This is a genomic window from Pseudoalteromonas sp. M8, from assembly GCF_018141365.1.
In the GTDB taxonomy this organism is placed as follows: domain Bacteria; phylum Pseudomonadota; class Gammaproteobacteria; order Enterobacterales; family Alteromonadaceae; genus Pseudoalteromonas.
On the sequence record NZ_CP047239.1, the window covers coordinates 1,030,876 to 1,044,761 of the forward strand.

A 13,886-nucleotide genomic window follows, 5' to 3' on the forward strand; every position below is an offset into this window, starting at 1 on the left:
ACAACCTAATATTCAAAGGGAGTTAGGTTAATGTGGTCCACTGTTGTCAGCAGGCGTTTGCCAATTACTCTGCCACACGTAGTTGCCATGGATATAAAGCAGTTTATCCGCCTGAATAAGCCCTCTATCTGCTTCGGTATACCCGAGTGCTTTGTCACTCGCTATGGGCGTTGCTACCTCGGCACGGCTACTCCCGCGATAACTGAGTGTTGAGTCCACGCCGTGGATAATTTCAAATGCGGCGAGATCGTTTTGGCTATACCAGTTATAACTACTTTCATTCACTTGCTCTGTATTCCAGTAAACAATCGGCAAAGTGAACCGAGTTACTGAGGCATTGTCTTTTAGCATGGCCAAAGCGCGATAATCATATTCCAGCGGTGTAAACCCCCCTGCAAATGTATGATCTTTTAATAGCTTGGGTTCAGCAGGATTTGCAACATCAAACAAACTCACTTTGGTGCCGGGCTGCACGTTTCCATCAGGGTCTCCAAGATGCTGACCTACCCCAAGAAGCAAACCGTCACCAACAGGGTGCAAATAAGAAGAGAAACCGGGGATCTCTATACTTCCCGCGATTTTAGGCTGTGATGCGTCAGATAAGTCCAGAACGTAGAGAGGATCTATTTGTCTAAAGGTCACGATATAAGCTGTATCGTTAAAATATCTAACCGCATAAATATCTTCATCCACAAGCCCCGTATCCGGATTAACCTTGCCAATAGGGGTTGGATTTTGGCTATTTGGTAGCGTCGCCACAGTGTTGAGTTCATTCCCTTCTGGTTTGAGCATATACAACTTATGGCTATTACCGATATCTGTATCATACTGACTCGTTACTACGCGCAGAACGCCATCTTTTTCATCAAATCGAGTCGCAGCCATCGTCTCGCTGACACGAGCAAGTTGACCTTCCACCTCACCTGTTGCTTGGTATGTCACCCCTTCGTCCGTTAACAATAACTTATGTAATACTATGCCTGATGGATCCCAGATTGATGTGTTGACATCACCATCACTGCCATTAAACGAGTAATTGTAAAGATACACTGCTGTTGCAGACATATAAAAACCAAAGGTGCGCGTGCTGACGCAAGTTGTTTTCACCTCATCAGGATTGCGAATGTCAATTTCCGTGACTGTTGTTAAGCCATTATATCCATCTTGCGTGGTAGCATCTGCTGGCAAATAACAGCCATCTGCGGCAACCAGTGGCGCTACACTTCCTTGCTTTAAATTTCTAAATTGGGGTAATAAATCGTTAATGTTAGTATCCATTAAGCGATTGTAGCTTGCTACTTTGTCAGCGCTATTAAAACCATTGTAGCGTATAGTGTGGTCGGCGATAACATAGAGTTTGTCACCGATTAATCTGCTGCCAACTAATGAACCATCAATTTGAAAGCGTTTTTCGACCTCAGCCTGTGCGGGTAGGGATACGTTACTAAAAGCAAGCTCAATCACGCCTTGATAATTTACTTCAGGTTGAACATCCAGTTCAGACATACCATCAGCAAAGTCATACTCATAGTCCATTAATACGCTGATGAGTTGATTGTTTTTAAGGTAAAGATTTTGGCTTGCAAACTCTGAATCTGATACCGCTAATTCATTAACTTGTGTAGGGACATCCGTAGCCTCAGTATCCAAGATCCTAACGAAGGTTTTACTGTCTGTATCCGTGTATGCAACGCTGGTCGAGCCGCCGATAAATAAGTAACGGCCATCGAATTTAATCCGGTCGCTTTCTGATACCCCTTCAACCAGTTGATTGGTGCCTGAGTAAGGTGCATTATCTGTGGTTGCTGATGGATTTTCTAAATCATCGCCATTATTCAACCCACCGCTGGCAACGAAAATGCCGTTTTTGATAAACTGACTAAACTGAGCTGATGAAGCTGACTTCAACGGCGCAGAGCTATTATTAAGCGCGTTAAGTTCTGGTAATTTATCTTCATCATTGTCGTTACTACCACCACATGCGCAAAGGCTAGCGGCAAGCGGAAGACTGAGCCAAATTTTGCATCTCATGATATGTTTCCTTGTAAGTTAAGTGCCAACGTAAGCCTAAACTTTCACACTAAAATTTCTGTTATCTTGGCAACTTGTTTTGTTATTTAATGTTACCCTTTCTGGTAATTTGTACAGCGACTGGTAAATTACACTGGTAGTAATAATGCGCTTTGATTGACACCTCTAAAAAGCCAGTGCAAAGCCCAAATTCAGAACTGGAGTTCCAAGTTGAATAAGTTATTAATGGCCTTAACCTTGCTGGTTACCACTCAGGTAAATGCCACGGTGGTGCCATGTGACGCCAATGACAGCGAGTGTACGCCAGTCGATGAATGGCGATTTGGCATTGCGCTTGGCGGCGGCGTGATCTCCAACCCACTCCATGACGGTGAAAATATTCCCTTGGTTGTTGTGCCCTATATTAGTTATTACGGTGAACACCTCTTTCTTGATAATGGGACTTTGGGCTATACCTTTCACTACACTGATAAATTTGATCTTAGCTTGATCGGCACGTTTAATACCGAGCAGGCCTATTTCGAAAAATTTCACCCTAGTAATATATTCGTGCAAAAAATGGGGTTTGATGCCAGCAATGAGCTACCTGGCGGTGAATTTGCCGCAGAGCAAACCGCTATCTCCTTAGACGATATCGAATCGAGAAAATGGGCCATAGATGGCGGCGTTTTAGCCCACTGGATAATAAGTGATAGCGTAAAAATCAGCGCATCATGGCTCACCGATATCACCAACACTTATCAAGGTTATAATGCCGATGTTGGGGTTAGCTATCGTTTTAGGTTCAATAATTCACCTAACACTTATGTGTTTATTAAAGCAGGGCTAAAATGGAAAAGTCGACAACTGGTGGACTATTACTACGGCATAGACAAAGCGGATACACCGAATAGTGAGCTATGGTATAAAGGCAGTTCAAGCTTCCAGCCTTATGTTAGCTTTGCCTACTCTTATCCCGTAAGTGAGTCTTGGACCTTCAAATTTAACGCTAAATATCAGCAACTTGATAGCACAATGACAGATAGCCCGATAGTCGAGGATAGCTATACCGCGACGGTTTTTGTCGGGGGAAAATATGAATTTTAGGCTGTACTTAATCACAATTATAATTTTCAGCGCACCAAGTAAAGCTTTAACCAAACCCAACAATGGCATTAAATTAGAAATAAAACCTATTACATGTATGGTGAAACAAGCAGGGCAACGCTGCGAAATGACGGCAAAAATTGCTTGGCAATCGCCCGCTAAAATGGACCTCTGTTTATTTCAGGAAAAACAAAAATTACAATGCTGGGAGCAGGCCAAGGAGGCAAAATCAACACAAATTATCCACCTCTCAAAGTCCATGCTCTTTACCCTAAAAGATGCTAAAAATAACGTTGTTGCAAAACAAAATATTGAAGTACACACAAGCGTCAACCAACAATATAGACGCAAACTCAGAAGCGATTGGAGTGTGTTTTAATGGCCAAGGTATTACTTGTCGAAGATGATGTAAAACTAGCGGAGTTAACCGCAAAGTTCTTAATCCATAATGGCTTTGAAGTCGTTCAATTACACAATGGTATTAACGCCATTAAAGCGATAGAAGCCGAAAAACCAGATATTTTAATTTTAGATATTATGCTTCCAGGCCTTGATGGTTTTTCTATTTGCAAAGCTGCACGCGGTGATTTTAAAGGGCCGGTTTTATTTCTTACCGCCAAAGATAGCGACTTCGACCATGTAAAAGGACTTGAAATTGGTGCTGATGATTACATTATCAAGCCCGTTGAGCCATATGTGCTACTTGCCCGCTTGAATGCGCTATTAAGACGCACACAAAATGATGAAGTTCAGTCTGACTCCATTACCTTAGGGGAATTACAAATAGATAAATCGGACCGTAAGGTCTACTTGGCAGGTGACGAAGTTGAACTAACCAGTTATGAATTTGATTTACTAAAGACATTGGCAGGCCATGCGGGCGAAACGCTGAGTCGAGACTATATCTATAAACATGTTGTTGGCCGCGAATATGACGGATTAGATAGAAGCGTTGACGTACGTATTAGCCGTTTACGTAAAAAACTTGGCGACAATCTAGAGCAACCCGCGAGGCTTATTACCGTGTGGGGCAAGGGCTACCTCTGCTCTAAGTCTGCTTGGGGCTAGTGTATTTGTGCTAAAGCTATTACTCAGCCTCTATTTGGCTGTGTTTACCAGCATTGTCGTTATTAACCAAGTGAGCGAAGCTATTTGGTCTCATTGGGTGCACTCCGCACCCGATGAGTTACGACACGCAAAAGCAGTCGCTAATACGCTCAAAGCGAGTATTTCCTCACACAACTTACCCCAAGAGTCGGAAACCGTGAAAATACTCAACATGGACGATGTCGCTTGGCTTCCAGAGCAAGCCGGCACTTTAGTTCAAGGTGGTATTTTAACGAGCTTTGACGATGAAGGTAGCGCATGGCTGACTTTCAAAGTACCTGATTCAACATTACTGATGCAGCTAGGGCCATTAGCACCAGCCGCTTCAGCTGCCAATAAACAATGGGTCATCAAATTGCTTTCTTATGCCGTGCTCGCATTTTTACTTATGCTGTGGATACGGCCCTTGTGGCTTGATCTATTGCAACTGAGGTATATCACCGAAAATCTCACTCAAGGTCAACTGCCCAAAGCGACCCGACATTCCCGGTTTTCTGCCATTTCAAATTTAACCGAGCAGATCCGCGATTTGGCATCTCAAGTCGCAAGGCTAATTGAAAATCAAAAACTACTCGTTAATGCGGTTTCTCACGACCTGCGAACCCCACTTGCCAGACTCAAATTTGCTCTCGCCATGTTACCAGAGCAAAGCCGTGAGCAAGCAAATGATATGGCGGATGATGTGGTCGAAATGGAGGCCATGATTGATGAAATGCTAGCCTACGCACGGCTTGAATTTGAAGTAGATAAACTTGAGGTAACACCACTAGATCTTTGCGCGCTTGTCGACGACCAGATAAACAAACTCAGTAAGCTCACCGATAAACAAATAACTCTTAATAAAAAGAGCACGCAGGTTATCGTCTCAGGTAACGCTCACTATCTCTCTCGAGCCATTCAAAATATTGTGCAAAACGCCGATAAATACGGTCGTTCAAACATCGAAATTAGTCTTGAATGTGACAAAAGCAACGCTTATCTTCATATTGAGGATGATGGCGATGGGATCCCTAAATCTCAGTGGGAATCGGTTTTTATTCCCTTCTCTCGCTTAGATGAAAGTCGCAGTAAAGACAACGGTGGTTATGGCCTCGGGTTGGCTATCGTGCGTAAAATCGCCACTTGGCATCGCGGCAGTTGCTATGTTGGGTTTTCCGAACTTGGCGGCGCGAAGTTCACGCTGACTTTGCCCCGCGCTTCATCTTGAAACTCTGATCACACGCACACCTGCTGACCTATGTGCGTGTATTCAAGGCATATAGAAGTTGACGGACGCTACCCTAAGAGATAACAACGGCTAAAGAGCAAGTAACTATCCCGAATTTTGGGTGATTAAGCGCGAGTGCGAGCTGGGATCAGAGCGACTAATAATAGCATTCCTGCTATTAGCCCATACGGCAACCCAATCTCAATTTCATAAATAACAGTTCCAATAACCGGGCCAACTACAATACCCAGTCCTTGCGCCGCCGAAATCGTTCCGGCCGCCGCGCCTTGCTCATCAGCCTCCACCGAATTGGCAGCCAAAGCAGAGACAGACGGATATATCCATCCCATACCAAAGCCAGCGACACCATAGCAAACCCAGAGCAAGATAGGCGCTGATGCAAAAATCGCAGACACAAATCCAGCGGCAGCGATGACTCCGCCGAATTGGATTAGTCGCGCAGGCTGCCATTCAAGCTTCTGGAGTGCTACTTGCGCGATAATCAGTGCCACACCAACAGTCGCAAGTGCAATCCCTGCAGCACGTGCAGTGTCAGCAGGGTCAAGCTTAAGCCTATCAAGGACAAAAAAGCCAACTGTGATCTGCGCAACAGCCACACTAAAAGCTGCTATAAAAGCCACGGTAACAGGTCGACGTAGCCTTACATCCGTTAAACGAACGCGATTGTTGCTGGGTTTTGCATGTCGTTCGTACCTTGGCAGTACCCGCCAAAGAACAATCAGGGCAATAAGGGGCAACATTGCGGAAATATACAAAGGCATACTTAAGCTAAAAGGCCCAAGTAGTCCAACAAACCCAGGACCAATCACCATACCAGCCGCACTTGACGCACCAATCCCCGCCATCGCTGCCGCGCGTTGTTTAGGCACAACATGATCCGCGACTAAAGCGGCGCAAGTCGCAGGTACCGCAGCATAAAACATCCCAGCGAATCCACGTCCAACCACTATGCCTGAAAATGCAAGCACGGGCACTAATGCGGTCTGCATCGCAAAGTCGATAAAGACTGCTAAAAATGCATAGCTAATGACAAAACCTGTAAGCCCAAAGAGTATCACCGGGCGCCGACCTTTTCGGTCACTAAGGCTTCCCCAGAACCGTGCCATAATAACCCAAGCAACTCCAGCAACTGTCATCGCCGCGCCAATTTGCCATGCTTTGAGCCCAATCACATGGGCAATAGGACCTGCTAACGCAGTAAACCCCATCACAGCCATAGTGCAAACAAATGTCTCAAACATCAGCGGCTTCAGGCTAAATGCATCACCCGCCTCTGGCATCCCCTCATTGCTGGCTAAATTAGTCATTTGGTTTCCTTTTGATGATGGCAATACAAACTCCTTTTACACAAATTGCATAGCCTGCGTATTCCAAAGATATGTATAGTGCCCCCTCTGCGCTAACAGGCGATGGTGACAACCCGACTCCACTACTTTACCTTGCTCAAGTACAATAATGTGATCAGCACCCTCTATACTAGAAAGCCGATGTGCAATGGTCACCACGGTACGATTGTGCAACAGGTTATTCATGGCGATGATTACCTCTGATTGAGTAATAGGATCAAGTGAGGCTGTGGCTTCATCAAGCAGTACAATAGGTGCATCTTTTAATAGTGCTCGGGCAATTGCAATACGCTGTCTTTGACCGCCAGATAGCAATAAACCACTATCGCCTACTCGGGTATTTATGCCATTTGGTAACGTATCAACAAACTCTAAGCAGTTAGCCGTTTTGCACGCGTCTTTTACTTCTTCATCACTGGCATCTAGCCGACCAATACGAATGTTTTCAACAATACTGGCATCGATTAACTGAATATCTTGAAACACCATACTAACTAACTGATGCACGCCCTTGGAGCCAATATCTTTAAGATCTAGGCCACCGATTTTCACACAACCTGAATTAGGGTCAAAAAAGCGGGCACACAAATTTAATAATGTAGACTTGCCACTACCAGATGCACCGACAATGGCCATTGTCGTGCCTTGTGGCACACAAAAACTCACATCATCTATGACCTTTTTAGCCCCGTGTTGAAACGATACTCGCTCAAACTCTATATCAAAATTGCTTGGTAATTGGGGGCTATCTGGCTCTACCAACACAGGCTCATTTAGAATAACCTCAAGCTTGCGCTCAGACTGCATAGCCAGACGTAAAACCGTTAGATATTCGCCAACTTCTTGAAGGGGTTCAAGTAGTTTGATTAGCAGCAGGGCAAATAGAATAGTGGTAAAATCTACGCCTGAAAAACGCTGCTCGGGTAAGGCTATGGCTAGCATTATCACAAACATACTGAGCACCATATTTAGCACTATGCGATAGGTTAATACGGGGCCGGCTCCCCACATTTCCACTTGTAGGCTATGCTGCTTTGTTTTCTCTAGCTGCTTGGCAAGATGGGACAACCATGTTTGTGCTTGGTCATATAACTTGAGGGTTTTTAACGCTTCAATATAATCGGTAATAGTGCTGGCACTTTGCCGATATGATTGCTGCTTAGCGCTAGCGACTTGCACAAACTTTCGTTTCGACACCTCCATTACCCAAAATGCTAAAGGCAATAGTATCAATGCACTAAGGGCATAAATAGGATTGATAAATAACATCACCACTAGACCAATCACAGGTGTCACCAAAGCAGAAATCAGATCGGGAGCGATATGGGAAAAAATACCTTCAATTTTCTTTATATCCTCAGTGAGCATTTCTAAAAACTCACTGCTATGGGTGCGTCGCACACGACCAAGAGGCAGATGTCGTACATGATTAATCAATTTAATACGATACGCATGAACAACCTGATAACTGCCGACAAAGCTCTGATACTGGCCTATATATGCACATATCAGTTGCATCACAAAGCAACCACCTAGCGCCATCAAATAATCCACAGGTGTTGAAAGCCAAGGCATCATTTTTGGCGTGGTTAAAAACTGCTGTTGTAGCCAGTGGAAACATAACAGCAGCGGTGCAATTGCCACACTACGTTCCAACACTCGAAAAACAACGCCAGTATAAAAGCGCCACTTGCCAGAGCTTGCATGCTCTATCACACGACCAATACTCAATAATGCTTGTCTGTCCATTTAAATCTCATAATGTATAGGTTGGAAATTTGACGAGTCTTTCATCGGACTTTGTTGCTCTCCTTCGCTTTGTTGTAGCAACCAGCTGTGACGATAATAATCACAATTCGACAACAATTCGCCATGAGTTCCCTGTGAGACAATTTTCCCCTCTTTCAAGACAAGGATCTGACCGATATTTTCAAGACCTAAATACTTGTGGGTGATCACCAAGAAAGTGGTGTTTGGATAGTACGTTTGAATAGCCTGATAGAATTTAGATTGTGTCACATTATCCATTGCGGCCGCAGCTTCATCTAAAATCACCAAAGGGGCTCGGCCACCAAAGCACGTGCAATAGCAATACGTTGTTTTTCTCCCCCAGACAAATTTTGTCCGCGTACTTGTACCTGGGTTTCGAGGCCATCAGGCAATTGACTTATCCAAAGCTTTAGTTGAGCGACCATAATGGCGCGCTCTATCGCATCGGAGCTAATATGGTTACGGCCAAACAAAATATTGTCTCGTAGGGTACCCTCAAATAAATAACACTCTTGCGTCACCACACTCATAAAGTGTGATCGGACACTGTCACTCATTAAACACACATCCTGCCCGAATAGTTGCACTTTACCTGATGAAGGAGACAATAAACCACATGCCAACATCGCAAGCGTGGATTTACCATTACCAGATGCACCGACTATAACATTCAATGAATTGGGTACTAGCTTAAAGTGCACGCCCGCCAAAACCTGATGAGATTGGTAAGCAAAATCCACGTGATGAAACTGCATCAGCGGCAACCTTTTATCAACTTTAACAGGTGTGCTAGCTGAATTAGAAAAGCGCGCCATGTAGATAGGCGTGATCCGTTTAACGCCAGCGAGCAGCTCGTTTGCTTCCATAAAAAAACGACTCACTTTGATGATTGGGTTAAGCATGCCAACAGCCAATAATATACTTAAAATAACCTGCTCAGTAGTGACACTTTGCGCACTATGTAAACTAATCGCTGCGGGTAGCAAGCAAACAAAAGATCCACTCAGCAATGCGGTGTATAACGTCCAGCCAGGTACCGTTTGGCCGGTGAGTTCGAGTACCAACTTTTGGTATTGATCCAACTTTCGATTTAAAACGGCAAATCGTTTACTGTCTAAATTATATAGCTTCATCAACGGCATATTTTTAACGTAGTCACTTAGTGTCGTGGTCAAATCCTCTGACACAAGGCTAAACCGCTCGTACTGACCTGCTGTTTTATGCATAAATAAACCACTAACAAAAAATGCTAGCGGCACAACAACAACCGCACTGAGTGCAAGCCGCCAATCTATAAATGCGATCACCGTAAAGACGACACAAGGTGTAAGGATTGCGTTAAACAACTCAACACTTTGATGGGCTATAAAGTTTTCAATATGCTCAACATCTTGCAATATATTTTGTTTTAAAACGGCGGGGTTTTGAGCACTGAGCCATAGCAACGACATATTTGCCAATTGGGTTGCGAGTGTCATTCTAACTTTAGTGAGCGCCTTAAAAGAGACTTGGTGGCTGAAGTAATAGGCGCCCATAGCACACCCAGATTTCAATAAAATCGCGCCACAAATCCCTGCAGCAATCCATAACAATTGTTCAATCGAAGCCGATAAAGGATTAAGTAAGGCTTGAATAGAAAGAAATAACAAATACACAGGCACGATTTCAAGCAAAGTGACAAGCACCATTAGGCTAAAAGCTATCAACATTTTGCCTTTATAAGGTGCACAGATAGCAAAAATAATTGACCAGGGACTGCAATGTCCCTCGGTTTCATGCGATTCAACACGCATATACCTACTCCTTTAAATGCGGTTAAAAATCTGTCGTATAAACTAACCCTAAGCGGTATTAAAATCGTGCAACAACGCAAATATGCTCTTGCCGATCCCATAGCTTTTAGAGATATCAGGTTTATTTCAACCAAACGTGCAACTTGAACAGCAGAGTCAATCATTAAAGACTAGAACAAATACCTAGTTTGTATCTCTGGTTTATGCTGCCACTTTTACCACACCGTGATTTATCTAAGCACAATAAAAAATAGCGCTAAGCCTATTGCAGCAACCCTGACAACGCTCCCCTCATCCGTTCAATATCCCCCAGATCGGAAATAAGTATAAGTTCTCTGATATCCACGCAAATTTTCCCGAAAAAATTACCGATAGGGGCATACAACAACTTTTTGGGGTGGGAACAAATTGTCCAAAAACATATTTTTTGGGCAAGAAAACTTCATGACAAATAACACTCGCAGTTGCCTCGACTCAAAAAATAAACCGCGACCGTGCTTCATAACCGGAGAATAATAGTGAAAACAACAACTGATACGCCAGTCCGACCGAAGGTTGAGCAAGACCTCTATATTGAAAAAAATATTTGGCAGCAACAAAGTCTTGGTTCCCTTGTCGCCGATTGGCGGTCTCAATTTTCAGATAACGTCGCCCTGATTGAAGGTGAAACTGAGCTCACTTACGCTCAATTTGAGCAACGCGTGGTAGCGCGCCGTGCTGGATTTTGCAATATCGGCTTAAAAGCCGGCGACCACGTGATGATGCAATTGCCTAATTCTCTCGATTTTGTAATTAGTTGCTTCGCAATGTTCCAATTAGGTGTCATCCCAATTTTAGCCATGCCCGCGCAGCGTGAGTCCGATATTGTAGCGTTGTGTGAACTCAGTAACCCTGTAGCATACGTAGTGCCAAGCAGTTATTTGGGTCACGATTATATTGCCATGGCCCAACGTATTGTGTCCAAATGTTCAAGTATTGAGCATGTCTTGGTCACGAGTGATACACCAAGCGATACCCCGTATACATCCCTTTCTCAGTTAGACAGCACCGAGCCCATGCAGGTTTCTAATATTGATCCAACATCCACGGCACTCATGTTGCTTTCTGGTGGTACTACAGGTACCCCTAAACTTATTCCACGCAGTCACAATGACTATTACTTCAATGCCAAAGCTTCTGCCAAGCTATGTCAATTTGATGAGCAAACCACTTATTTAGCGGTTTTACCAATCGCCCATAATTTCCCTTTGGCATGTCCCGGGATCATTGGCACGCTTTGTCAGGGTGGAACAGTGGTGCTGTGTCCAACACCTGGGCCAGACGAAGCGTTTCCACTTATAGAACAACACAAAGTTACTCACACCGCTTTGGTACCCGCTTTAACGAAACTATGGCTTGAGGCTAAACAATGGGATGAAACCGATATAAGTAGCCTGAAACTGTTACAAGTGGGTGGTGCTAAGTTCACTACCGAGCAAGCGACACAAGTGCCTGATGTACTTGGTTGTCAACTGCAACAAGTGTTTGGTATGGCCGAGGGATTACTGTGTTTCACCCGCCTGGATGATCCGTTAAATGAAGTGATGCATACCCAAGGTCGTCCACTTTGCGACCTCGATCAAATACGCATTGTTGACGAACAAGACAACCCCGTAGCACGAGGTAGCGTTGGTGAGCTACAAACCAAAGGTCCTTATACCATCGCGGGTTACTACAAAGCACAAGCACATAACCAAACAACCTTTACCGCCGATGGCTTTTACCGTACGGGTGATTTAGTACGTATGAACCAAGCTGGTAACCTAATTGTTGAAGGGCGGATCAAAGAACAGATTAACCGAGCAGGAGAAAAAATCGCTGTCGCAGAAATAGAACAACGCCTGCTCTCCCACCCCTATATTGATGAAGCCATACTAGTGCCCGTACCAGACGCATATCTTGGCGAACGTAGCTGTGCCTGCATTATTTCTAGTCAGCCTGTTACCCTCAGTGAAGTTTATCAACTACTGCAAGAACAGCAGGTTGCGCGCTTTAAATATCCAGATCAAATCATTTCGCTCAGCTTTTGGCCACTCACTGCTATAGGAAAGATAAATAAAAAAGCACTAATAAAACGTGCTGAAGATGAGTATGTAGAGACCACCATGAATCAGTTAAAACCAATACCCTATGTTGAAAAAACCATCTCTGTCCAGTCAACTTTAGCGCAGTTAGCCCCGAGTATTTCTGAGCTCAGTAATCATCCATTTAAAGCCGTATACGAGTGTAAATCTGCTTGGTCTGTTGGCCTTGGCAAAGTAGCTGAACTGCACTCTAACGGCAACGAAATAACCTTACAACAAGGTGAAAAGACAAAACACTTTAATGGCAAGCCTTTTCCCGAGCTGATGGCGCAGGCCCTGCAAAGTATTCAATTCGAAAACTGGCGCTTATATGGCGTAGCTAAGTTTGAACTAGCCAGCGTATTTCACGGTATTCAAACATGTACTGAGCATGAAAAGTCTTTGCAATTATTTGTGCCAAAACTAGAGGTACGCCTTGAAGCAAATAAAGCGACATTACGCGCGTTGACTGAGGCTGACCTCAAAGCGCTTGAAACATTAGTGTTAAAAGCAGATACATCATGCCTACAAACGGAAAGTACGGCTGCGCTTAAGCCTCTAAAAACACCACAGATCAACACGCAATATAAAGATGAATACAAAACATCGGTTGCTAAAGCCATCGAAGAAATTTGCAACAGGCAATATCAAAAAGTGATCTTGTCTCGCCGTATTCATGTACCAGACAGCATTTGCTTGAATAAGAGCTTCCGCTACGGCCGTTTACATAATTCGCCTGCACGCTCATTCCTCTACCAGCTAAACGACTTTTCAGTTGCAGGTTTCAGCCCAGAAACCCTACTTGAAGCCAGCAACAAGGGATATATCAGCACACAGCCCCTAGCTGGTACTCGCTCACTTGGTAACTCACCACAAGAAGAGCAGCAGCTGCGAGAAGAACTTCTTAACGACACCAAAGAAATAGCCGAGCACGCTGTATCAGTAAAATTAGCCCAAGAAGAATTGGAGCAAATATGTGAACCCAGTTCAATTTCGGTAAGTGAATTTATGGCTGTGCGCCGTCGCGGCAGTGTACAACACCTAGCCTCTCGCGTCTGCGGTCAACTAAGTAATGGTAAAAACCCATGGCATGCATTTCAAGCGCTCTTCCCTGCGGTTACGGCGTCAGGGATCCCAAAACGTGAGGCCATAGAAGCCATATTGCGCCTTGAACCAAATAGCAGAGATTGGTACAGCGGCTGTGTAATGATTGTAGATAATGACGGGTTTATAGACTCAGCTTTAGTGCTGCGTTCAATTTATCGCGCCAATAACAGTACATGGCTACAAGCTGGCGCTGGTGTCATTGATCAATCTAAGCCTGAGCGTGAATTGACAGAAACCATCGAAAAACTCAGTTGCATCGCCAACTACCTAATTGATGAAAAAACGTTAGAAGAGGCGCAGGGCTAACACATGGCAC

Annotated in this window: 10 protein-coding genes; 5 read left to right on the top strand and 5 right to left on the bottom strand. The window is 44.3% G+C overall.

All coding sequences use genetic code 11. From position 1 onward, the window contains the following. Positions 1-27: 27 nt before the first annotated feature. On the bottom strand, positions 28-2,031 hold the full coding sequence (locus GSF13_RS04225; protein ID WP_211865297.1) for a beta-propeller domain-containing protein: 2,004 nt from the start codon (positions 2,029-2,031) through the stop codon (positions 28-30). 210 nt (positions 2,032-2,241) lie between these two features. On the opposite strand from GSF13_RS04225, the gene GSF13_RS04230 reads away from it, so the two are divergent. The 4 genes from GSF13_RS04230 to GSF13_RS04245 are packed head-to-tail and all read left to right on the top strand — an operon-like array spanning position 2,242 to position 5,431. Continuing rightward, positions 2,242-3,117, top strand: coding sequence for a MipA/OmpV family protein (locus GSF13_RS04230; protein WP_227388037.1), 876 nt, complete (start codon positions 2,242-2,244; stop codon positions 3,115-3,117). After that, positions 3,107-3,496 (top strand): DUF3019 domain-containing protein, encoded by a 390-nt coding sequence (locus GSF13_RS04235; protein WP_102058268.1) that lies wholly within the window; start codon positions 3,107-3,109, stop codon positions 3,494-3,496. Before GSF13_RS04230 ends, GSF13_RS04235 begins: the two co-directional genes overlap by 11 nt. After that, positions 3,496-4,185 carry a response regulator gene (locus tag GSF13_RS04240; protein ID WP_010603913.1) on the top strand — a complete coding sequence of 230 codons (690 nt, stop codon included), beginning with the start codon at positions 3,496-3,498 and terminating at the stop codon, positions 4,183-4,185. Before GSF13_RS04235 ends, GSF13_RS04240 begins: the two co-directional genes overlap by 1 nt. A 7-nt stretch (positions 4,186-4,192) precedes the next feature. Next, complete coding sequence (locus tag GSF13_RS04245) at positions 4,193-5,431, top strand: ATP-binding protein (RefSeq protein ID WP_211865299.1); 1,239 nt, start codon at positions 4,193-4,195, stop codon at positions 5,429-5,431. 125 nt (positions 5,432-5,556) lie between these two features. Here GSF13_RS04245 and GSF13_RS04250 read toward each other — a convergent pair whose 3' ends face one another. The 4 genes from GSF13_RS04250 to GSF13_RS04265 are packed head-to-tail and all read right to left on the bottom strand — an operon-like array spanning position 5,557 to position 10,361. After that, complete coding sequence (locus GSF13_RS04250; RefSeq protein ID WP_211865301.1) at positions 5,557-6,759, bottom strand: MFS transporter; 1,203 nt, start codon at positions 6,757-6,759, stop codon at positions 5,557-5,559. Between the two features lie 36 nt (positions 6,760-6,795). Beyond that, positions 6,796-8,547 carry an ABC transporter ATP-binding protein gene (locus GSF13_RS04255; protein WP_211865303.1) on the bottom strand — a complete coding sequence of 584 codons (1,752 nt, stop codon included), beginning with the start codon at positions 8,545-8,547 and terminating at the stop codon, positions 6,796-6,798. Beyond that, positions 8,548-8,826: a hypothetical protein gene (locus tag GSF13_RS04260; protein WP_211865305.1), complete on the bottom strand. Its 279-nt coding sequence runs from the start codon at positions 8,824-8,826 to the stop codon at positions 8,548-8,550. Between the two features lie 23 nt (positions 8,827-8,849). Next, positions 8,850-10,361: an ABC transporter ATP-binding protein gene (locus GSF13_RS04265; RefSeq protein WP_211865313.1), complete on the bottom strand. Its 1,512-nt coding sequence runs from the start codon at positions 10,359-10,361 to the stop codon at positions 8,850-8,852. Positions 10,362-10,879: 518 nt separating this feature from the next. Here GSF13_RS04265 and GSF13_RS04270 point away from each other — a divergent pair. Beyond that, complete coding sequence (locus tag GSF13_RS04270) at positions 10,880-13,876, top strand: salicylate synthase (RefSeq protein WP_206471753.1); 2,997 nt, start codon at positions 10,880-10,882, stop codon at positions 13,874-13,876. Positions 13,877-13,886: the final 10 nt, after the last annotated feature.

Bases quoted from the DNA above. Each gene is read 5' to 3' on its own strand.
- GSF13_RS04225 (WP_211865297.1), bottom strand. From the start codon at position 2,031: ATGAGATGCAAAATTTGGCTCAGTCTTCCGCTTGCCGCTAGCCTTTGC.
- GSF13_RS04235 (WP_102058268.1), top strand. From the start codon at position 3,107: ATGAATTTTAGGCTGTACTTAATCACAATTATAATTTTCAGCGCACCA.
- GSF13_RS04240 (WP_010603913.1), top strand. From the start codon at position 3,496: ATGGCCAAGGTATTACTTGTCGAAGATGATGTAAAACTAGCGGAGTTA.
- GSF13_RS04250 (WP_211865301.1), bottom strand. From the start codon at position 6,759: ATGACTAATTTAGCCAGCAATGAGGGGATGCCAGAGGCGGGTGATGCA.
- GSF13_RS04255 (WP_211865303.1), bottom strand. From the start codon at position 8,547: ATGGACAGACAAGCATTATTGAGTATTGGTCGTGTGATAGAGCATGCA.
- GSF13_RS04260 (WP_211865305.1), bottom strand. From the start codon at position 8,826: ATGGATAATGTGACACAATCTAAATTCTATCAGGCTATTCAAACGTAC.
- GSF13_RS04265 (WP_211865313.1), bottom strand. From the start codon at position 10,361: ATGCGTGTTGAATCGCATGAAACCGAGGGACATTGCAGTCCCTGGTCA.